This is a genomic window from Streptomyces sp. NPDC057743 (assembly GCF_042798755.1).
Classification (GTDB): Bacteria; Actinomycetota; Actinomycetes; order Streptomycetales; family Streptomycetaceae; genus Streptomyces.
In genome coordinates this window covers 31073-50866 of record NZ_JBHVJX010000012.1, presented here as the reverse complement: position 1 = coordinate 50866, position 19794 = coordinate 31073, and the positions used below count along the sequence as shown (strand labels likewise).

General features: G+C 72.5%; 22 protein-coding genes. 10 read left to right on the top strand and 12 right to left on the bottom strand.

Going from position 1 to position 19794, the window contains the following annotated elements; genetic code table 11:
- Positions 1-12 precede the first annotated feature (12 nt).
- Both ACFVFQ_RS15790 and ACFVFQ_RS15785 read right to left on the bottom strand, forming a co-directional pair.
- Positions 13-774 (bottom strand): RDD family protein, encoded by a 762-nt coding sequence (locus ACFVFQ_RS15790; RefSeq protein ID WP_383415172.1) that lies wholly within the window; start codon positions 772-774, stop codon positions 13-15.
- Between the two features lie 104 nt (positions 775-878).
- The gene (locus tag ACFVFQ_RS15785) at positions 879-2303 is read right to left on the bottom strand and encodes an RDD family protein (protein WP_383415169.1); all 1425 of its coding nucleotides are present in this window, start codon (positions 2301-2303) and stop codon (positions 879-881) included.
- 253 nt (positions 2304-2556) lie between these two features.
- On the opposite strand from ACFVFQ_RS15785, the gene ACFVFQ_RS15780 reads away from it, so the two are divergent.
- Positions 2557-3033 (top strand): SsgA family sporulation/cell division regulator, encoded by a 477-nt coding sequence (locus ACFVFQ_RS15780; protein ID WP_383415166.1) that lies wholly within the window; start codon positions 2557-2559, stop codon positions 3031-3033.
- 48 nt (positions 3034-3081) lie between these two features.
- Here ACFVFQ_RS15780 and ACFVFQ_RS15775 read toward each other — a convergent pair whose 3' ends face one another.
- Both ACFVFQ_RS15775 and ACFVFQ_RS15770 read right to left on the bottom strand, forming a co-directional pair.
- On the bottom strand, positions 3082-4578 hold the full coding sequence (locus ACFVFQ_RS15775) for a dihydrolipoyl dehydrogenase family protein (protein ID WP_383415163.1): 1497 nt from the start codon (positions 4576-4578) through the stop codon (positions 3082-3084).
- A gap of 76 nt (positions 4579-4654) precedes the next feature.
- Positions 4655-4945, bottom strand: a complete 291-nt coding sequence (locus ACFVFQ_RS15770; protein WP_383415158.1) for a hypothetical protein — start codon at positions 4943-4945, stop codon at positions 4655-4657.
- A gap of 399 nt (positions 4946-5344) precedes the next feature.
- On the opposite strand from ACFVFQ_RS15770, the gene ACFVFQ_RS15765 reads away from it, so the two are divergent.
- Positions 5345-5740 carry a hypothetical protein gene (locus ACFVFQ_RS15765; protein ID WP_383415155.1) on the top strand — a complete coding sequence of 132 codons (396 nt, stop codon included), beginning with the start codon at positions 5345-5347 and terminating at the stop codon, positions 5738-5740.
- Positions 5741-5791: 51 nt separating this feature from the next.
- Here the strand turns inward: ACFVFQ_RS15765 and ACFVFQ_RS15760 are convergent, their stop codons facing one another.
- From ACFVFQ_RS15760 to ACFVFQ_RS15750, 3 genes are read right to left on the bottom strand one after another with little or no spacing between them, the layout of a single operon-like run.
- Positions 5792-5977 carry a DUF397 domain-containing protein gene (locus tag ACFVFQ_RS15760; protein WP_383415152.1) on the bottom strand — a complete coding sequence of 62 codons (186 nt, stop codon included), beginning with the start codon at positions 5975-5977 and terminating at the stop codon, positions 5792-5794.
- 13 nt (positions 5978-5990) lie between these two features.
- The gene (locus tag ACFVFQ_RS15755) at positions 5991-6167 is read right to left on the bottom strand and encodes a DUF397 domain-containing protein (RefSeq protein WP_383415631.1); all 177 of its coding nucleotides are present in this window, start codon (positions 6165-6167) and stop codon (positions 5991-5993) included.
- Positions 6085-7029 (bottom strand): Scr1 family TA system antitoxin-like transcriptional regulator, encoded by a 945-nt coding sequence (locus tag ACFVFQ_RS15750; RefSeq protein ID WP_383415149.1) that lies wholly within the window; start codon positions 7027-7029, stop codon positions 6085-6087. Before ACFVFQ_RS15750 ends, ACFVFQ_RS15755 begins: the two co-directional genes overlap by 83 nt.
- 187 nt (positions 7030-7216) lie before the next feature.
- Between ACFVFQ_RS15750 and ACFVFQ_RS15745 the strand changes: the two genes are divergently transcribed.
- Positions 7217-7534, top strand: a complete 318-nt coding sequence (locus ACFVFQ_RS15745) for a hypothetical protein (protein ID WP_383415146.1) — start codon at positions 7217-7219, stop codon at positions 7532-7534.
- On the top strand, positions 7531-7914 hold the full coding sequence (locus ACFVFQ_RS15740) for a hypothetical protein (RefSeq protein WP_383415143.1): 384 nt from the start codon (positions 7531-7533) through the stop codon (positions 7912-7914). Before ACFVFQ_RS15745 ends, ACFVFQ_RS15740 begins: the two co-directional genes overlap by 4 nt.
- 265 nt (positions 7915-8179) lie before the next feature.
- On the opposite strand, the gene ACFVFQ_RS15735 is transcribed toward ACFVFQ_RS15740, so the two are convergent.
- Positions 8180-9544 (bottom strand): FAD-binding oxidoreductase, encoded by a 1365-nt coding sequence (locus tag ACFVFQ_RS15735; RefSeq protein ID WP_383415140.1) that lies wholly within the window; start codon positions 9542-9544, stop codon positions 8180-8182.
- Positions 9545-9630: 86 nt separating this feature from the next.
- Positions 9631-10788: a 4-hydroxyphenylpyruvate dioxygenase gene (gene hppD, locus ACFVFQ_RS15730; protein ID WP_383415138.1), complete on the bottom strand. Its 1158-nt coding sequence runs from the start codon at positions 10786-10788 to the stop codon at positions 9631-9633.
- 129 nt (positions 10789-10917) lie between these two features.
- Between hppD and ACFVFQ_RS15725 the strand changes: the two genes are divergently transcribed.
- The 6 genes from ACFVFQ_RS15725 (at position 10918) to ACFVFQ_RS15700 (ending at position 15893) form a co-directional block, all read left to right on the top strand.
- Positions 10918-11385 (top strand): Lrp/AsnC family transcriptional regulator, encoded by a 468-nt coding sequence (locus tag ACFVFQ_RS15725; protein ID WP_274915487.1) that lies wholly within the window; start codon positions 10918-10920, stop codon positions 11383-11385.
- A gap of 114 nt (positions 11386-11499) precedes the next feature.
- Positions 11500-12147, top strand: coding sequence for an ABC transporter permease (locus ACFVFQ_RS15720; RefSeq protein ID WP_383415133.1), 648 nt, complete (start codon positions 11500-11502; stop codon positions 12145-12147).
- On the top strand, positions 12140-13441 hold the full coding sequence (locus ACFVFQ_RS15715; protein WP_383415128.1) for a betaine/proline/choline family ABC transporter ATP-binding protein: 1302 nt from the start codon (positions 12140-12142) through the stop codon (positions 13439-13441). The genes ACFVFQ_RS15720 and ACFVFQ_RS15715 overlap by 8 nt, the downstream gene beginning before the upstream one ends.
- Positions 13438-14322, top strand: coding sequence for an ABC transporter permease (locus ACFVFQ_RS15710; RefSeq protein WP_383415124.1), 885 nt, complete (start codon positions 13438-13440; stop codon positions 14320-14322). Before ACFVFQ_RS15715 ends, ACFVFQ_RS15710 begins: the two co-directional genes overlap by 4 nt.
- Positions 14319-15314: a glycine betaine ABC transporter substrate-binding protein gene (locus ACFVFQ_RS15705; protein ID WP_383415121.1), complete on the top strand. Its 996-nt coding sequence runs from the start codon at positions 14319-14321 to the stop codon at positions 15312-15314. The genes ACFVFQ_RS15710 and ACFVFQ_RS15705 overlap by 4 nt, the downstream gene beginning before the upstream one ends.
- Before the next feature lie 153 nt (positions 15315-15467).
- A complete protein-coding gene (locus ACFVFQ_RS15700) occupies positions 15468-15893 on the top strand; it encodes a hypothetical protein (RefSeq protein WP_383415117.1) in 426 nt (141 codons plus the stop codon).
- 31 nt (positions 15894-15924) lie between these two features.
- Here the strand turns inward: ACFVFQ_RS15700 and ACFVFQ_RS15695 are convergent, their stop codons facing one another.
- The 3 genes from ACFVFQ_RS15695 to ACFVFQ_RS15685 all read right to left on the bottom strand — a co-directional run bounded on the left by ACFVFQ_RS15695 (position 15925) and on the right by ACFVFQ_RS15685 (position 19655).
- Positions 15925-16713 carry a S16 family serine protease gene (locus tag ACFVFQ_RS15695; RefSeq protein WP_383415114.1) on the bottom strand — a complete coding sequence of 263 codons (789 nt, stop codon included), beginning with the start codon at positions 16711-16713 and terminating at the stop codon, positions 15925-15927.
- A gap of 117 nt (positions 16714-16830) precedes the next feature.
- A complete protein-coding gene (locus tag ACFVFQ_RS15690; protein WP_383415110.1) occupies positions 16831-17472 on the bottom strand; it encodes an IclR family transcriptional regulator in 642 nt (213 codons plus the stop codon).
- Positions 17473-17861: 389 nt separating this feature from the next.
- The gene (locus tag ACFVFQ_RS15685) at positions 17862-19655 is read right to left on the bottom strand and encodes a DEAD/DEAH box helicase (RefSeq protein ID WP_383415107.1); all 1794 of its coding nucleotides are present in this window, start codon (positions 19653-19655) and stop codon (positions 17862-17864) included.
- Positions 19656-19794 lie beyond the last annotated feature (139 nt).

Genomic DNA, 19794 nt, shown 5'->3' with positions numbered 1-19794 from the left:
GGACCCTCGCCCTCAGTCCGTGGCCACCACCACGGTCCGGGCCGCCTTGTCGTGCAGGCACTGTTGGTACGGCTTGTCCCAGGTGCACCACAACACGTTGACCAGCCAGAAGATGAAGCCGCAGCAGGGGATGATCTCCGGCAGGGTGTAGACCGCGGCCCGGGACCAACCGGCCACCGGCGTCGGGACGGCGCCGTCGGCGAGCATCGCGACCCGGATCCGCATCGCCATCTTGCCGACCGTCTGACCGCGGGCGGTCAGCATCAGCCCCTCGTAGATCAGGTAGACCAGCATCGTCACGCCGGAGACCGTGGCCTGCTTGCTGGTCTCCACGTTGCTGGTGCTGAAGTAGTCCACCCAGCCGACGATCGCGTTCATGATCAGGGTGACCGGGACGCCGATGAGGATCGCGTCGATGATCCGGGCCAGCAGGCGCTTGCCGCGATGGGCCAACGGCGGCATCCCTGCCAGGGGATCGGCCCCGTACTCCCCCGCGCCGTAGGGACCGCCCGCCGAGGGCCCGCCATACGGGCCGCCACCGTAGGACGGTGGGGGGCCGGCTCCCGGGGGCGGCGGGGGCGGGGGCGGACCTCCGGGGGGTGGGGTGCCGCCCGGGGGCGGACCGGCGCCCTCGCCCGGGCCCGCGCCGTACGGGGAACCGTTGCGCGGGGCGTCATGCGGGGCTGTGCCCGCGCCGGGCTCGGGCGGCTGCTTCCTGAACGGGTCGTTCTCCGGCGGTTCGCCGGGGCCGGGGCGGGGCTGGTCGGTGCTCATGGCCCGAGTCGACCGCCTGCGGCCGGGCGTCGCATCCGCCGACGTCCGATCGGGGTACCCGGGCCGTCAGGGCGGGTGACGGCCCGGGAACGCGGGGGTGACGGTCAGTCGGACGCCCGGTCGGCGGCGACGAAGGTGCGGGCCACCTTGTCGTGCCAGCACTGCCGCCAGGGCTTGTCGACCAGGCACCACAGGGCGTTGACCACGCCGACCACCGCGACGCCGAGCACGCCGTAGACCAGCCAGCGCTTGATGGCCTGCTTCGGCTCCGGGGTGTCGTGGCTCTCGATGTCCAACACCCGCACGCCGCACACCTTCTTGCCGAGCGTGCGGCCCCACTTGAGGGTCGGCAGCACCTCGTAGAGGCCACCGCCGATCAGGACGACGGCCAGGATCGTCAGGAAGACGGGGGCGGTGGTGCCGTCGACCAGATACACCGTCACCTGGTGGCCGGACTGCTTGGCCGCCTCGACCTTGGCGTCGAGGTGGTCGGTGACCGTGGACCACAGCGGCAGCGCCACCGCGAGGGCGACCACTGCCAGCACCACGCTGTCGATCAGTCGGGCCGCCAACCGCCGCCCCAGCGCCGCCGGATGACCCTGCGCGGCCTGCGCGGCGGCGAAGAAGACGTCGGCGGTCGGCGGCTTCCAGGGGATGACGCCGTCGTCGCCGGCGGGGCCGCCCTGCGGCGGCAGTCCGGGCGCGGGCGCCGGGGTCGGGGGCTGTTGGGCGGCCGGGGGCTGTTGGGCGGCCGGCGGACGCGGCGCCGGGGAGCCCTGCGGGGCCGGTGCCCCGGTGGACGGCAGGGACTGCGGCGCGCCACCGGCCCGGGGCTGCTTGCCCGCCGACGGGAGCCGGAAGGCCATCGTCTCGTTCTTGGCGGCAGGCCGGCCGCCCTCGCCGGCCTCCGGGCGGACCGCGCGGAAGGCGGTGGTGCCCTGGTCCGCGGCGGGCGCCTTGCCGGGTCGGACGGCGCGGAAGGCGGTGGTCCCCTGGTCGCCGGAGCCGCGGCCGGCCGCCGGGGTGCCGGTGCGGAACGCGACCGTCCCGTCGGCCGGGACGTCCGCCGGGAGCGCGGCCGCGCCGGCGCCCGCGGCCTCCTCGGACTCCGCGGCGCGCTGCGGCGGCAGCCCGGCCCCGGGGCCACCGGTCGGCGCGCCCCAGGCGACCCGGCCGTCCTGGCCGAAGCCGGTCTGCCGGGAGGCGTCGGCGTGCCAAGAGGGCGCCCCCTCCTGGCCGGTGCCGGCGGCCTCGGGCCCGGGCCCGCCCGGCGCGGCACCGGGACCGGTCGCCGCCGACTCGTCCAGGAAGACCGGGCCGGTCTCCTCGACGGCGGCCGGCGCGGGCGTCACCGGGGCCACGCCGGGCGGCGGCGCCGGCATCGGCTCGCCCTCGGCAGGGGCCGGTCGGCTGGTGCCCGGGACCCATGCGGCACCGTTCCAGTAGCGGATGTAGCCGGGGATGGACGGGTCCGGGTAGAAGCCTGGCGTGGGGCTGCCGCCGGCGGATCCTGCGGTGGGGGAGCTCATGTCCGAAGTCCCGTATCTGTTCTCGGCCTGGTGGATGTCGGGGTGCAGTCTGCCGCAACGCGGCGTCCGCTTCCATCGGGCCCCGCGTCGTAACCGTGTTCTTCCCCTGCCCCGACGGCCGCCGCGGACGCGGGAGATGGCCGCGGAAAAAAATTTCTCCGAAGTCGTGTAAGAGTCCGGCCGCCGGCCGCTCTCTCCTTGCGCGGGCCCGCACACGGACCCGCGCGAGGAAGCCGGAGAGAGGCGGAAAGCAATGAACACAGTGGTGGAACGCGAGTTGGAGCTGGGCCTGGTGCTGTCGCCGGAGCGCTCCATCCCGGTGCCGGCGCGGCTGACGTACCGCACCGACGACCCCTACGCCGTCCACGTCGCCTTCCACGTCGGGTCGGACTGCCCCGTTCACTGGACGTTCGCCCGGGAGTTGCTCGTCGAGGGCGTCTTCCGACCGTCCGGCGAGGGCGACGTCCGGGTCTGGCCGACGAAGCTGGACGGCCGCAGCCTGGTCTGCATGGCGCTCACCTCGCCCGACGGGGACGCCCTGTTGGAGGCGCCGGCCGCCGCCGTCTCCGCCTGGTTGGAGCGCACCCTGCGGATCGTCCCGCCGGGCTCGGAGAGCACCCACCTAGGCATCGACAAAGGGCTGAACGCGCTGCTCGCCCTCACCTCCCGGGACGACGCCGGCCCGGGCGGCAGCTGGCCGTCCGACGAATCACCCGAACCGGGGGCCTGAGCGGTGACCTCCCGTCCCTTCCCATCGAGCGCCCGCCGCGCCGGGGAGTTATGCCCCCTCGTCGCGGTACGCCTCCAGCAGCCGCAGCCACACCTCGCTGATCGTCGGGTAGGCGGGGACCGCGTGCCAGAGGCGTTCCACGGGCACCTCACCGGCGACCGCGACGGTCGCCGCGTGCAGCAGTTCGCCGACCCCGGGGCCGACGAAGGTGGCGCCCAACAACACCTCCCGATCCAGGTCGACGACCATCCGGGCCCGGCCGCGGTAGCCGTCGGCGTACAGGGACGCCCCGGCCACCGCGCCCAGGTCGTGGTCGACGACCCGGACCCGGTGGCCGGCGCGCTCCGCCTCGGCCGCGGTCAGCCCCACCGAGGCGGCCTCGGGGTCGGTGAAGACGACCTGCGGGACGGCGTGCCGGTCCGCGCTGGCGGTGTGCGCGCCCCAGCGGTCGGTCTCCAGCAGCGGGACCCCGCGGGCCCGGGCGGCGATCGCGGCGCCGGCGATCCGGGCCTGGTACTTGCCCTGATGGGTAAGCAGGGCACGGTGGTTGACGTCGCCGGCCCCGTAGAGCCAGCCGCCGGGCACGCCGGTCACCCGCAGGGTGTCGTCCACCTCCAGCCAACCGCCCGGCGTCAGCCCGACGGTCTCCAACCCCAGGTCCTCGGTACGCGGCGCCCGCCCCGTGGCGATCAACAACTCATCGGCGACGATCTCCCCGTCGCCCGCGCCCTCCCCCGCGCCGTCCAGCAGCACGGTGACCGGCCCGCCCGGCGCCTCCCGCCGCACCTCGCGCACCGCCACCCCGGTCCGCAGGAACACCCCCGCCTCGGCGAGCGACTCCGCCACGAGATGGCCCGCGAACGGTTCCATCCGGGGCAACAGCCCGTCCCCGCGCACCAGAAGCGTCACCGCGGACCCCAACGCCCGCCAGGCGGTGGCCATTTCGACGCCCACCACACCACCGCCGACGATCACCAGCCGCCCCGGCACCCGCCCGGAGCTGGTGGCCTCGCGGCTCGTCCACGGCTTCGCCGCGACCAGCCCCGGCACGTCCGGCAGCACCGGGCGACTGCCGGTGCACACCGCGACCGCGTGCCGCGCGTGCAGCGTCCGCCCGCCGTCGACGACCACCTTGCGCGGCCCGGCGAGCCGTCCCCGGCCGCGCACCAGGTCGATGCCGACCCCGTCCAGCCAGCGGACCTGCCCGTCGTCCTTCCAGTGCGAGGCGAACGCGTCGCGGTGGGCGAGCACGGCCGGCGCGTCCAGCGGCCCGTCGACCGCGTCCGGCACCCCCGGCACCCGGCGCGCCTCGGACCGCGCCGTCACCGGCCGCAGCAGCGCCTTACTGGGCATGCACGCCCAGTACGAGCACTCCCCGCCCACGAGTTCGTGCTCCACCAACACCGCGCTCAGGCCGGCCGCGTGCACCCGGTCGGCGAGGTTCTCGCCGGTCGGCCCGCCGCCCAGCACGATGACGTCGTAGAGGTCCTCGTATCCGTCGCTTGCGGCTTCTGCGCCCGCTCGGGTCGCTTCGTTCGCTGACATCGGCGCTCGCTCCCTGCGCATGGATGGGCCGGGCCGCGTCCCGGGCCCTCCCGGCCATCGTCGGCCCCTCGCGGCCTCACCGCATCCGGCGCTCGACCGCCTCCTTGGCCTCCACCAGCCCCGCGCCGGTCCCCTCCCGGTACACCTTGATCGCGTGGATCGTCTTCCCCTCGGCGAGCAACGCGTCCACCTCCGCCTGCCACGGCTCCGCCGGCTCCGCCACCTCCAGGTGCGCCATCAACAGGTCCACCTTCTTCTCCAACCGCGCCATCCGCCGCTCCAACGGCTTGGTACGGCGATCGAAGGAGGTCGCGAGCATGGCGACGGCCAGCACGAGGACGGCCAGGGCGGAGAGTGTGGTGTTCATGGCAGAAGCGTAAGTGGCCCGGGCGGGGCGGCGACCGCGCGCCCCCGCGCCGACGGGCCCGCCGCCGACCGCCGGCGCGCACCTCCGGTGGCATGCACCGGCCCGCACCACGGCTTCACCGCCAGGGGTGGCGTAAGCGTCCCCAACGGGTGACGGCGGCGGAAGCCACTGGCGCGTCGGGGGCGCGGTTGGGTGCACTCGTCCACGGCCGCGCCGGCGCCTGGGCTCCGGGCGCCGGCGCGGCCCCGGAACGTAACGCCGGCGCGAGGGCGGGCACTTGCCCCCGTCGCGGAACCGCCGGCCGCCGGGCCCGGGCGCCACCCGCGCGCCCCCTCGGGACGTTCCGGCGTCTCCCGTGTTTCCCGTACTTGGACACACCACCACACCAGGAGGACTGGCATGAAGGCACGACGGGGCTGGACGACCGCGGGCCGGCTGGCGACGGCCGTCGCGGGGGTGCTCGCACTGGCCGGCGCGGTACCGGCGAGCGCGAGCGCCGCGCAGGCGGAGCCGGAACCGGCGCCCACCTACCGGTGCGTACTGCTGGAGACCCACGAACTGCCCTACGCCGTGGGCCGCCACTGCCAGGCGTTCAACGGCGCACCGCACGAAGGCCCCATCTACGGACGTTTCCTCATCGAGAGCCCCCGCGAGGCGGTCCTCTGCGACGTCTTCCGCCCGTTCTCCGGCTACGCCCAACTACCGGACCGCGTCGAGGGCCGCTACTGCTTCCGCATCGAACGCCCCGGCCACCCACACGAGTTGCCCGCGGCACCGCAGTCGGCTCAGGGGTGAGCTGACGGTCTCGGCGTAGCGAGGGGGACGGCGGGCGACCCGCCGTCCCCCTCAGCCGGTGAACGCGCCGCCCTTGACCGCGGCGACGAACGAGGCCCAACGAGCCACCGGAAAGACCAACTCCGGGCCCTGCACGGCCTTGCTGTCACGAACGGGAACGACGCCGGGGAAACCGGAGGCCACCTCGATGCAGTCGCCGCCGTCGCGGTCGCTGTAGCTGCTCTTGATCCACGTCACCGAGTTCACCTCCTCAGCCGGCCAACTCCCCGGCCTTCACCGCGGCGATGAAGGTCGACCAGCCGGCCACCGACACCCTCAACACCGGCCCACGCGGGTCCTTCGAATCACGAACGGGAACGACGCCGGGGAAACCGGGGGCCACCTCGATGCAGTTGCCGCCGTTGTCGCCGCTGTAGCTGCTCTTGATCCAGGTCGCCGCGCCGAGTTCGTGCCTGTCCATGATGCTCGTACCCTTCCATCACGTCGCTGATCAGAGCGGCCGACTCCCGGGCCGACAGAACGTCCGCCCTGAGCACATCATAGGCGCGGCTATGGCGAGCGTAGATGGCCGGATCGTCATTGAAATGGCCACTGTTCAGCGATTCTGAGTAGACCCACTCGTGCCCGTCGGGCAGCTTGATCAGCGACATCGAAGCGTTGGGACGCACGAGTTCGGCGATGCCAGCCGGCGCGACCTGTACGCGGATATTGGGCCGCCGCCCCACGGCGAGCAGATGCGCACACTGGTCACGCATGACGGCTGAATTCCCCACCACGTTCCGCAGGCAGCTTTCGTCGAGGACCGCAACGTACAGCGGCCCGTCCTCGGCCAGGAAGCGTTGCTGTCGGCTCAGTCGCGCTCGTACGCGCTCTTCCACGTCCTCACCGGTGGCGACGCGGGAGAACAACGCCCGTGCGTAGTCCTCCGTTTGAAGCAGACCAGGCACGACCTGGTTCTGGTACTCCCGCAGGGCAATCGCCACCGCGTCCATATCCGCCCGACGCTGGAACCAATCAGGATGCGCGACCTCCGGATACCAGTCGATCCTCCCCCACAACTTCAGCAAGACCCCGCCCGTAGCGAGGAGTTCGTCGCACCTCTTGGCGAAGGTGTCGCGCGGAACGCGGGTACCCGCCTCGATGCGCGCCACATGCGACCGATCGCACGGGATCTTCTCCGCCAGCTCCTGCTGGGTGAGCCCCGCCGCCTCCCGGTAATGCCTCAACACCTCTCCGAAGACAGCGGCGTTGGTGGCCGCCGTACCCCCCGTGGCATTGCGTCGACTCACGCTTCCCCCTTCGTGACAGTAAGCGAGTGGCACGCGTCGGGCATTGCGCCCCGGAACTCCGCAGAGCAACGCTGTATCCACCCAACGTAACGGGTTGAGGGCGGCGCGATCTGCTGCTGGCACAAGACCCCCGCGACCGTGCGACCGGTCCGGGGGCGTGGCCACCAACTACACCGGAGTTGACGACATGACGCACCGTATCGCGCGCCTGTTCCTGCCGCTGCTGCGGCTGTTATTTCCGGCCGTCGGGCGGCACCGGGCGGCCGGGGCGCCGCCCGTCGCCGCAGACCGTCACGACGCTCCGCGGGCGGTCCCGTCGCTGCGGGCCCCCGCCCGTCCCCCGGCGCTCCTCCGCGGCGAGGACAGCCCGCTCGTCCGCCCGTACGTCCTCAGCGCCGAGGAACGTCAGGAGCCACGACGCGGGCGCCAAAGGACGCTACGGCTGGCCGTGCACGGCGTCGACGTCGACCCGCGCCGCCTGCGCGAAGTGGAGGTCGCCGCATGAGGGATCATGCCGACGAGACGCCGCGGCTGCTGCCGTGGACGACCCCGGACGGGAACCCGTGCTACCTGCTCCCCGGCGACGGGACCGGGTACGTCTCCCGGCTGGCCGACCGGATGGAGGCCGAACAGCTCGGCGCGGCCGCCACGCTCATCGAGGAGGCGGAGCGGATCCTGACCGAGCGCCGCTGGACCCCCGGCGAACTACAGCTGCTGACCGTGGACTTGAAGAACTCGCTGGCCGCTACCTACCGGGTCGCCACGAGCCGCGGGGCGCGACTGCCCGCGCCGGACGACGCGCGCGACGCCGATCCCGACGAGGAGCGTGACGCGCGACCCCGCGAGGCCCCTGGGGACGGGGACGCACGGCAACCACGACCGTAGCCGCCCACCCCCAGGCGCGACGTCCCCCGACGGGAGAACACGCGACGACGGCAGACGTGCCGCGTCCCGCCCGTCCGCCCCCGTACGCGGGGTGCCGCCCCAGGCGGTGAGGGACGCCGCCCACCCGCCCCCGGCTCACCCCAACTGGGGCTGGCCCGGGGGCGGGTGGGCGGAAAAAGGAGGCGGGGCGGGGGCGCAGCCCCTAGGGGGGTCACCCAGGGGCTCGAAGCCATGGGCACGACAGGGGTGGGTGCCCCCTCGGGGCCTAGAACAGTTTGCCGGGGTTGAGGATTCCCAAGGGGTCGAAGACCGCCTTGATGCCGCGGTGCAACGCGACGCCGTCCGGGCCGAGTTCGCGGGCGAGCCACTCCTTCTTCAGGACGCCGACGCCGTGTTCGCCGGTGATGGTGCCGCCCAGGCGGAGGCCGAGGGCCATGATGGCGTCGAACGCCTCGCGGGCGCGGCGCTCCTCGTCGGGGTCGGCGGGGTCGAAGCAGACCAGCGGGTGGGTGTTGCCGTCGCCGGCGTGCGCGCAGACGCCGATGGTCAGGTCGTGCTCCTCGGCGATGGCGGCGGCCCCCGCCAGCATCGCGGCGAGCTGCGAGCGGGGCACGCAGACGTCGTCGATGAGCATCGCGGGCTTGATCTTCTCCAGGGCCGGGAAGGTCAACCGCCGGGCTTCGAGGAGGAGTTCGGACTCGGCGGCGTCGTCGGCGGGCACGACCTGGGTGGCGCCGGCCGCCTCGCACAGCGCGCCGACTGCGGCGAGGTCGGCGGCCGGGTCGGGGGTGTCGAAGGCGGCCAGCAGCAGCACCTCGGTGGTCTCCGGCAGGCCCATCTGGGCCATCGCGTTGACCGCGCGGATGCTGGTGCGGTCCATGAGCTCCAGGAGGGAGGGGGTGTGCCCCTCGGCCATGATCCGGCAGACCGCGTCGCCGGCCTCCGTCACCGAACCGAACTCGGCGACCATGGCGAGCTGTTGGGGCGGCTCGGGCTTCAGCGCCAGGGTGGCCCGGACCACGACGCCGAGGCTGCCCTCGGAGCCGACGAAGAGGCGGGTGAGGTCGTAGCCGGCCACGCCCTTCGCGGTGCGCCGGCCGGTCTTGATCAGCCGGCCGTCGGCCAGCACGACCTCCAGGCCGAGCACGTACTCGGCGGTGACGCCGTACTTCACGCAACACAGGCCGCCGGCGGCGGTGCCGATGTTGCCGCCGATGGTGCACGACTCCCAACTGGACGGGTCCGGCGGGTAGTAGAGGCCGTGCTCGTTGACCGCGCGGGAGAGGACGGCGTTGATCACACCCGGCTCGACGACCGCGATCCGGTCGACGGGGTCGATCTCCAGGATGCGGTCCATCTTGACCAGGGAGAGGACGATGCAGCCGTCGGTGGCGTTGGCGGCGCCGGAGACACCGGTGCGGGCGCCCTGCGGGACGACCGGGACGCGCAGTGCGGTGGCGGTCCGCATCACGTGCTGGACCTGCTCGACGGTGCGCGGCAGGACGACCACCGCGGGGGCCCCGGCGGCGCAGAAGTTGGCGTTGTCCCGGGCGTAGGAGTCGGTGACGTCGGGGTCGGTGAGCAGCGCGTCCTCGGGGAGCCCGGCGCGCAGGCGTTCGATGAGGTCCATGGCGGTAGCGTCGCATCCGTGGGCCGTACACGGAAGATCGTGTTCGGCCCACGGAAGAGACGAATCCAGGCAGCCAGTGCGGACCGTCAGAGGTTGCCGCGGCGGTCCTGTTCGCGCTCGATGGCCTCGAAGAGGGCCTTGAAGTTGCCCTTGCCGAAGCCGAGGGAGCCGTGCCGCTCGATCATCTCGAAGAAGACCGTCGGGCGGTCCTGGACCGGCTTGGTGAAGATCTGGAGCAGGTAGCCATCCTCGTCCCGGTCGGCGAGGATCTTCAGCTCGCGCAGCTCGTCGAGCGGGACGCGGGTCTCGCCGACCCACTCGCCGAGGGTGTCGTAGTAGGCGTCGGGGACGTTGAGGAACTCCACGCCGGCGGCCCGCATTTGGCGGACCGAGGCGACGATGTCGTTGGTGGCCAGCGCGATGTGCTGGACGCCGGGGCCGCCGTAGAACTCCAGGTACTCGTCGATCTGGGACTTCTTCTTGGCGATCGCCGGCTCGTTGAGCGGGAACTTCACCTTCTTGGTGCCGTCCGCGACGACCTTGGACATCAGCGCCGAGTACTCGGTGGCGATGTCGTCGCCGACGAACTCCTTCATGTTGGTGAAGCCCATGACCTTGTTGTAAAAGGCCACCCACTCGTCCATCTTGCCGAGTTCGACGTTGCCGACGCAGTGGTCGATGGCCTGGAAGAAACGTTTCGTCGGGGCGGCGACGAGCGGCTCGGAGGGGACGAAGCCGGGGAGGTAGGGGCCGTCGTAGCCGGAGCGCTCCACAAGGGTGTGCCGGGTCTGCCCGTAGGTGGCGATGGCGGCCCGGACGACCGTGCCGTGCTCGTCCTTGGACTCGTAGGGCTCCTCCAGGCCCCTCGCGCCGTGCTCGACGGCGTAGGCGTACGCCGCGCGGGCGTCCGGCACCTCGACGGCCAGGTCGATCACGCCGTCGCCGTGCGCGGCCACGTGCTCGGCCAGGAAGCGGCCCCAGTCGGTGGTCGGCTTGATCACGGAGGTGAAGACGAACCGGGCGCCGCCGGATTCCAGAACGTAGGAGGCCGTCTCGCGGTTGCCGGTCTCCGGTCCCTGGTAGGCGACGCGCTTCATGCCGAAGGCGGTGGCGTAGTAGTGCGCCGCCTGCTTGGCGTTGCCGACGGCGAAGACGACCGCGTCCATCCCCTTGACCGGGAAGGGGTCCGCCTGCCGGGCCGTGGCCGGGGTGGTGGGCTGGGTGTGCATCGTGGTGTCTGCCATGGCGGCAGAGTCCCGCCGATCCACAAGGTGCGCAATAGTTCGCGCATCTGCTGGGCATTGTGTATAGCGGTTCGCCGGTTCTGCCGGGCGTTCTGTACAGGATGACCATCGAAATCGGAGGTTTCGACCGTGGCGATCGATCATTTGGATGGGGCGCTGCTGGAGCTGCTCGCCCGGGAGCCGCGGATCGGCGTCCTGGAGGCGTCGCGTCGGCTCGGGGTGGCCCGCGGGACGGTGCAGGCGCGCCTGGACCGGCTTCAGTCGAATGGCGTGATCAGGGGTTTCGGGCCGGACGTGGACCCGGCGGCGCTGGGGTATCCGGTGACCGCGTTCGCAACCCTGGAGATCAAACAGGGCCAAGGCAGCGATGTGCGGGCCCACTTGGCGGGCGTTCCGGAGGTGCTGGAGCTGCATACAACGACCGGACACGGGGACATGCTCTGCAGGCTCGTGGCGCGGTCGAACGCCGATCTCCAGCGGGTGATCGACCGGGTCGTGGGCTTTGATGGCATCGTGCGGGCATCCACGGCCATTGTCATGGAAAATCCGGTTCCGCTGCGGATCATCCCGTTGGTGAAACAGGCCGCGGGCGGGTGACCGGAAAGCGGCCGGCGCGCGGCGCCGCCCTGATGGGGCGGTGGCCGGGTGACGGGAGGGCGGCCAGCCGACGGGGGCGGGCCCTGGACTCACGAGGGACCGAGGAGGCGAGGAGTGAGCTTCTGGGAATACGTCGGCAGCCGGCACGTCCAGTTGCTGACCGATGCGTATCAGCACGCCAGCGCTGTCTTCCAGTGCATGGTGATCGCGACGGTGTTGGGCGTCGCGCTCGGCGTGGCCACCTACCGCAGCGAATGGGCCGGCGCGCTGGCCACGACGACCACCGCGACGATCCTGACCATCCCGTCCCTGGCCCTGATCGGCCTGCTGATCCCGATCGTCGGCCTGGGCGTCGCGCCGACCGTCGTGGCGCTGACCCTGTACGGGCTGCTGCCGGTGGTCCGCAACGCCATCGTGGGGCTGCGCGGGGTGGATCCGGCGCTGGTGGACGCGGCCAAGGGCATCGGGATGTCGCGGGCCGCCCGGCTCTTTAGGGTCGAACTGCCGCTGGCCTGGCCGCCGATCCTCACCGGTATCCGCGTCGCGACCCAGATGTTGATGGGCATCGCGGCCATCGCCGCCTTCGCCTCGGGCCCCGGCCTCGGCAACGAGATCTTCCGCGGGATCGCCTCGTTGGGCAGCGCCAACGCGCTGAACCAGGTGCTCTCCGGGACGCTCGGGATCGTCGTTTTGGCCCTGCTCTTCGACGCCGGCTACGTCCTGATCGGACGCCTGACGATATCCAGGGGGATCCGTGCCTGAGTCCTACGGGAGCGACCGCGGCGCCAAGGGGGCGCGCCCGCCCGCCTCTACGGGTGCCGCGATCCAGTTGGAGAACCTCACGAAGGTCTACCCGGGCAGCCCCGGCCCCGCGGTGGAGGACGTCAGCATGGAGATCGGGGCCGGCGAGACGGTGGTCTTCGTCGGGCCGTCCGGCTGCGGCAAGTCCACCACGCTGAAGATGATCAACCGGCTGATCGAGCCGACGTCGGGGCGGATACGCATCGGCGACGAGGACGTCACGGGCATCGACCCGGTCCGGCTGCGCCGCAAGGTCGGCTATGCCATCCAGGCGTCCGGGCTCTTCCCGCACATGACCGTGGCGCAGAACATCGCGCTGGTGCCGAAGATGACCGGCTGGTCGGCGGCCCGGACCAAGGAGCGGGTCGAGGAGATGCTCGACCTGGTGGGGCTGGACCCGGGCGAGTTCCGGCACCGTTATCCGCGCCAGCTCTCCGGCGGCCAGCAGCAGCGGGTCGGGGTGGCCCGGGCGCTCGCCGCCGACCCGCCGGTGCTGCTGATGGACGAGCCGTTCGGCGCCGTGGACCCGATCACCCGCGACCACCTCCAGGACGAGCTGATCCGGCTCCAGCACGAGCTGCACAAGACGATCGTCTTCGTCACCCACGACTTCGACGAGGCGATCAAGCTGGGCGACCGGATCGCGGTGCTCCGCGAGCGCTCGCACATCGCCCAGTTCGACACCCCGGAGGCCATCCTCACCAACCCGGCGGACGACTTCGTCTCCGGCTTCGTGGGCGCCGGGGCGGCGCTGAAGCGGCTGAACCTGACCCGGGTGCGGGACGTGGGGGTGGTCGACTTCCCCACCGCGCAGCTCGACGACCCGCTCCAGTCGATCTTCGACCTGCTGCGGGACGGCGGCACCAACGAGGTGCTGCTGCTGGACCGCCACCGCCGCCCGTACAAGTGGCTGCGGCGCGGGGACCTTTCGCTTGCCAAGCAGTCGCTGGCCCGGGCCGGGACGCTGGTCACCGACACCGTCACCCGGGACGCGACGCTGCGCGACGCCCTGGAGGCGGTGCTGACCGACAGCGCGGGCCGGGTCGCGGTCACCGGGCGGCGCGGCGAGTACACCGGTGTCGTCGACGTGGGGACGCTGATGAACAACGTCCACGAGCTGCTGGAGGCGGACCGGCTGGAGGCGCTGGAACACCAGCACCAGCTACGGGCGTTGCGCGCCCATCGCACCCAGCGCGACCTGGAGGGCCGCAGCGGCGCCGGCGGGCCCGAGGGCGACCCGGGGAGCCGGGCGTGAGCCCGGGGGCGTCCCCGGGCGGCGGGGGGCGCAGCGGGTCGCCGGAGGGCCCCGGCGGGGCACCGCTGCCGCGCGACGCGGTGGCCGCTGAGCGGGAGTTGGCGTCGGGGGCGGCGCCGAGCGGTGCCGCCGGGCCCGGTGGGCGCCGGATCGGCTGGCGGAAGTGGACGTTCATGCCGGCCTTCCTGACCGCGGCGCTGCTGACGACCTGGCTGTGGTTCCGCGGCGCTGCCCTGGACTCGATCGCCCACCAGGCCGTCGACCACGGCAAGGTGTGGCTGGCGCTGCGCCAGCATCTGCAACTGACCGCGGTCTCCACGGCATTGGTGCTGGTGATCGCGATCCCGTTGGGCATCGCGCTGACCCGGCCGCGGCTGCGCCGGGCCACCCCGCTGGCGATGGCGCTGGCCAACCTCGGGCAGGCGGTACCGGCGCTGGGCCTGCTGGTGCTGCTGGTCATCTGGCTGGGCATCGGGGCCGGTTCGGCGATCGTCGGCATGGTGATCTACGCGGTGCTGCCGGTGCTGGCCAACACCATCGCCGGGCTGCGCGGCATCGACCCGACGCTGACCGAGGCGGCCCGCGGCATCGGGATGTCGCCGCTGGGCGTGCTGACCAAGGTCGAACTGCCGCTGGCCGTCCCGCTGATCCTGGCCGGGGTGCGCACCGCGCTGGTGCTGAACGTGGGCACCGCGACGCTGGCGACGTTCGGCGGGGGCGGCGGGTTGGGCGACCTGATCTCGGCGGGGATCATCACCCAGCGGATGCCGGTGCTGGTCCTCGGGTCGGTGCTGACGGTGGCGCTGGCGCTGCTGGTCGAGTGGCTGGCGTCACTGGCCGAACTGCTGTTGCGGCCGCGCGGGTTGGAGGTGGAGACGTGAGGGGGCCGAGGGTCTGTCCGAGGCTCTGGGGGGCCGTCGCGCTGTTGGTGGTCGGGGCGCTGCTGGGGGGCTGCGGGCTGGTCAGCGGGAGCCCGATGTCGGACGACGTCAGCCCGGGGACGGTGGGCCGGGGGCTGCCCCTGAAGGGCGCCGAACTCACCGTCACCTCCAAGGAGTTCACCGAGAACATCATCCTGGGGCAGATCATGGGGCTGGTCTTCAAGGCGGCCGGCGCCACGGTCATCGACAAGACCAACATCCAGGGCACCATCGGCGCCCGCGAGGCGGTCCACACCGGCACCGCTGACGGGATGTACGAGTACACCGGCACCGGCTGGATCACCCACCTCGGGCACGTCAAGCCGATCCCGGACCCGCAGCGGCAGTGGGCGGCCGTACGCGACGCCGACCTGCGCAACGGCATCGACTGGCTGCCGCAGTCCCGGCTGAACAACACCTACGCGCTGGCGCTGAACGCCGCCAACGAGAAGAAGTACCGGGTGCACACCCTCTCCGATGTCGCCGCGCTGCTGCGGCGGAGCCCGGGCGCGGTCACCCTGTGCGTGGAGAACGAGTTCGCCACCCGCAACGACGGCCTGCCCGGGATGGCGAAGGCGTACGGCATGAACATCCCGTCCGGCAACGTCCGGCGGATGACCGGCGGTGTGGTCTACACCGAGGCGGCGCAGGGGGCGGCCTGCACCTTCGGCGAGGTCTTCACCACCGACGGCCGGATCAAGGCGATGGGGCTGACCGTGCTCAAGGACGACCGGCACTTCTTCCCCAACTACAACGCGGCGCCGGAAATCAACGCCGCGGCGCTGCGCAAGCATCCGCAGATCGCCGAGGTGCTCGCCCCGGTGACGGCCGCGCTGGACAACGCCGTCGCCCAGAAGCTCAACGCCAAGGTGGACGTCGAGGGCCAGGACCCGCACCAGGTCGCCAAGGCGTGGCTAGTGAAGGAGGGGTTCATCAAGGAGGGCGGGGGGTAGGGCCGTTCGCCGCCCGCCACCAGGGAGTTTCACCGTCTCCCGAAATGGGGTCGCGCCCCTCACAAGATCACGTAAGGTATGCGTCACCCAAAAACGAACAAGTGTCGCAGTCGCGGGCTCTCGCGACCGCGCAGGGGGAAAGGCAGAAAAGCCATGCAGGCTTCCCGCATCCGGCGCCGTCTCGCCGGTGCCGCCACCGTCGCCGTCCTGGCCGGGGCCGGCGTCCTGGCCACCGCGCCGTTGGCCTCGGCCAAGGCCAACCTGATCCGCATCGACAAGGTCGCGCTGGACGGGCCCGGGCTGAAGGTGAACGTCACGTACTCCTGCGACACCGGCCTGCACCACCAACTGGTCGCCAACGCCGAGCAGATCACCTCGCCGGCGCTCCGGGAGATCGGCGCGGGCACGCTCAAGGCCGACAAGCTCACCTGTGACTACGCGAACCACACCGCGCAGGTGCACCTGCGCCCGGGCGACGTCCGCGGCTTCCACAAGGGCGACGAGGTGAAGGTCACCGTCTTCTTCTTCGACGAGGACGGCTTCCGCTACGGCGACACGGAGACCATCGCGACCGTCTGAGCACGGCCGCGACCGCCCTCGGGCCACCGGCTCAGGCGCCCGTGCAACTGGGCACGTCCCCGCCGGAGTTGAGGGCCTTGAGGGCGTCCACCGCGCCCCCCAGGGTGGTGACGGGGATCAGTCGCATCCCCTTGGGGAGCTCGGCGCGGGCGTCGGTGCACTCCTGGCGGGGGACGAGGAAGACCGTCGCGCCGTCGCGGTGCGCGGCCTGGGCCTTGAGGGCCACGCCGCCGACCGCGCCGACCGCACCGTCGGCGTCGATGGTGCCGGTGCCCGCGATGGTCCGGCCGCCGGTCAGGTCGTGCCCGGCGCCGTCGCCGTTCAGCTTGTCGACGATGCCCAGCGCGAACATCAGGCCGGCGCTGGGCCCGCCGATGTCGGCCAGGCTCAGCGTCACCTTGACGTCCTTGGGGGACTTCCCGAGCCGGTTCAGGGCGGCCTGGGTGGCGCTGTCCTGCGACTGCTTCATCTGCTCCGCGTTGTGCTCGGCGATCTCCTCGGTGTTGTTGCCCACCGGGTAGACCGACTCGCGCGGCATCACCGCCTCGTCGGTGCGGAACCAGGCCCGGACCACGTCCGGCAGGTGGACGGAGGCGGCCGGCCCGGTGGCGGTGATCGAGGTCATCCGGAGCTGTCCGCTGGTGTCGCGGGTGGGGGCGCCGGAGAGGGTGATCACCGGCTTGCCCTTGTCGTCGCCGAGGACGTTGGCCGTGACGCCCGGATACGCGATCGAGTACGGCAGCGGGGCCACCGCCGCGGTCACGAGGAGGGCGAGGACGACGACGGTGCAGGCCAGCAGGGCACGGGCGCGGGAAGACACCCCGCCACCCTAATTGACCCCCGCCCCGCCCGCCCCGTGCGGCGCCGGTGCCACACGACAGCGCCACAGGGTCACCACACGGAGCCCGCGCGCCCTACGGGCCGCGGCCGGCGCCCGTCAGCGCAGCGCCTCGGCGACCTCCCGGGCCGCGTCCACCACCCGCGGCCCGATCCGCTCCGCGACGCTGTCCGTCAGCATCACTACGCCGACGCTGCCCTCTATGCCGCTGACCCCCAGCAGCGGGGCCGCGGCGCCGCTGGCGCCGGCCTCCAACTCCCCGTGCGTCAGGGCGAGTCCGCCGTCGTGGAGGCGGCCCTGGCGGGCCTTGAGTATGGCCCGGCCGGCGGCGCCGCGGTCCAGCGGGTGACGGAAGCCGGCGCGGTAGGCGACGTGGTAGTCGGTCCAGGTCGGCTCGACGACCGCGACCGCCAGCGCCTCGGTGCCGTCGACCAGGGTGAGGTGGGCGGTGGCGCCGACGTCCTCGGCGAGCGAGCGCAGCGCGGGCAGCGCGGCCTCCCGGACCAGCGGGTGGACCTGGCGGCCCAGGCGCAGCACGCCGAGGCCCACCCGGGCCCGCCCGCCGGCGTCCCGACGCACCAGGGCGTGCTGCTCCAACGTGGCCAACAGGCGGTAGACCACGGTGCGGTTGACGCCGAGCTTGTGCGAGAGCTCGGTCACGGTCAGCCCGTGGTCGGTGTCGGCGAGAAGCTTGAGGACGCGCAGTCCCCGGTCGAGCGTCTGGGAGGTCTCCGCGGTCACGACGCCCCCTCCTGAAGTGAGTTGGCGGCGTCCGAACAGGGAGCGCTGCTCGTCCCGGAACAGCGCCCATGGGCCGCCGGCCGCTTTGCACCGGCTGCGCTCCGCGGCGACGCTGCCACGGGGCGTGTGCGTGAGCGGGACAGTAGCGAGCTGCTCCGGTCAGCGGAAGAGCGCGTCCAGAATCCGGTCGTTGCCGCCCGGAATATCCGCTCTCGTCCGCACCGCCGTTCCTCCCGTCACTACCGTTGGCGCGCCAGTGCGCCGCGCACGCACACCTCGGCCGCGCGGTCCACGGCCCGCACCCGGACGGTTGTGCCCACCAACTCCCCACGGAATCCCCACGAGAACTCCCCGACGCGGCCGACCGATGCGCCCCCGAGACACCGCCCTCACCGCATCCGCGTGGCCCACTCCCGGACCTTGCTGATCCGCTCGTTGAGCTGCCCCGCGGTCGCCTCCGCGCTCGGCGGGCCGCCGCACACCCGGCGCAGCTCGGTGTGGATCACCCCGTGCGGCTTGCCGCTCTGGTGGACGTACGCGCCGACCAGCGTGTTGAGCTGCTTGCGGAGCTCCAGCAGCTCCTTGTGCGTGACCACCGGCCGCCGCTCGGCGGGGATCTCCAGCAGGTCCGCCTCGCTGTCCGGCTTCTTCCGGCTGTGCGCGATCTGTCGGGCCTGCCGCTTCTGGAGCAGCAGTTGGACCTGGTCGGGCTCCAACAGCCCCGGAATACCGAGGTAGTCCTGCTCCTCCTCGCTGCCGGCGTGCGCCTGCATGCCGAACTCGGCGCCGTCGTAGAGCACCCGGTCGAAGACCGCCTCCGACTCCAGCGCCTCGAACGAGAACTGCTCCTGCTCGCCCGTGTTCTCGTCCTGCTCCTTGTTCGCCTCGTCCATCTCCTTCTCGGACTCGGCGTACGGGTCCTCCTCGCCGTCCTTCTTCGGCTTGTCCAGGACGTGGTCGCGCTCGACCTCCATCTCGTTGGCGAAGCCGAGCAGCATCGGGACGGTGGGCAGGAAGACGGACGCGGTCTCGCCGCGCTTGCGGGACCGCACGAAGCGGCCGACGGCCTGCGCGAAGAACAGCGGGGTGGAGATCGTGGTCGCGTAGACGCCGACCGCGAGCCGGGGGACGTCGACGCCCTCGGACACCATCCGGACCGCGACCATCCATCGGTCGTCGGAGTGCGCGAAGTCGTCGATGCGCTGCGAGGCGCCCGCGTCGTCGGAGAGCACCAGGGTCGCGCCCTCGCCGGTGATCTCCCGGATCAGCTTGGCGTACGCCCGGGCCTGCTCCTGGTCGGAGGCGATGACCAGCGCGCCGGCGTCGGGGATGGCCTTGCGGACCTCGGACAGCCGACGGTCGGCGGCCCGCAGCACGTTCGGCATCCACTCGCCGCGCGGGTCCAGCGCGGTGCGCCAGGCCTGGGAGACCGCGTCCTTGGTCATCGGCTCACCCAGCCGCGCCGCGATCTCGTCGCCGGCCTTGGTGCGCCAGCGCATGTTGCCGCTGTAGGAGAGGAAGATCACCGGCCGGACGACGCCGTCGGACAGCGCGTTGCCGTAGCCGTAGGTGTAGTCGGCGGACGAGCGGCGGATGCCGTCGTTGCCCTCCTCGTACGACACGAACGGGATCGGGTTGGTGTCGGAGCGGAACGGGGTGCCGGTCAGCGCCAGCCGCCGGGTCGCCGGCTCGAACGCCTCCAGGCACGCCTCGCCCCACGACTTGGAGTCGCCGGCGTGGTGGATCTCGTCCAGGATCACCAGCGTCTTGCGCTGCTCGATGCGGTTGCGGTGCAGCATCGGGCGGACGCCGACGCCCGCGTAGGTGATCGCGATGCCGTGGTACTCGCGGCCCAACGGGCCGGCGCTGTACTCCGGATCGAGCTTGATCCCGATCCGGGCCGCGGCCTCCGCCCACTGCTTCTTGAGGTGCTCGGTCGGCGCAACCACCGTCACCTGCTGCACGACGTGATGGTGCAGGAGCCACGAGGCGAGGGTGAGCGCGAAGGTGGTCTTCCCGGCGCCGGGCGTGGCCACGGCGAGGAAGTCCCTGGGCTGGGTCTGGATGTACCGGTCCATGGCCGCCTGCTGCCAGGCACGCAGCTTGTTCGCGGTACCCCAAGGGGCCCGCCCCGGGAAGGCCGGGGACAGGTGATGACTGTTGGTGGCGCTGCTGGTAGTCACGGTCTCCGTCGGCTGAGGTCGGCGATCGGCAACCGCGTCAGCCTACCGGTGCCCCCCTGGCCGCCCGCCGCGGAACGCCCGCTCCCGCCCGGGGGTGGGAGGGACGTCACATCTACGGGTCGTGGCTAGCGAGCACAGC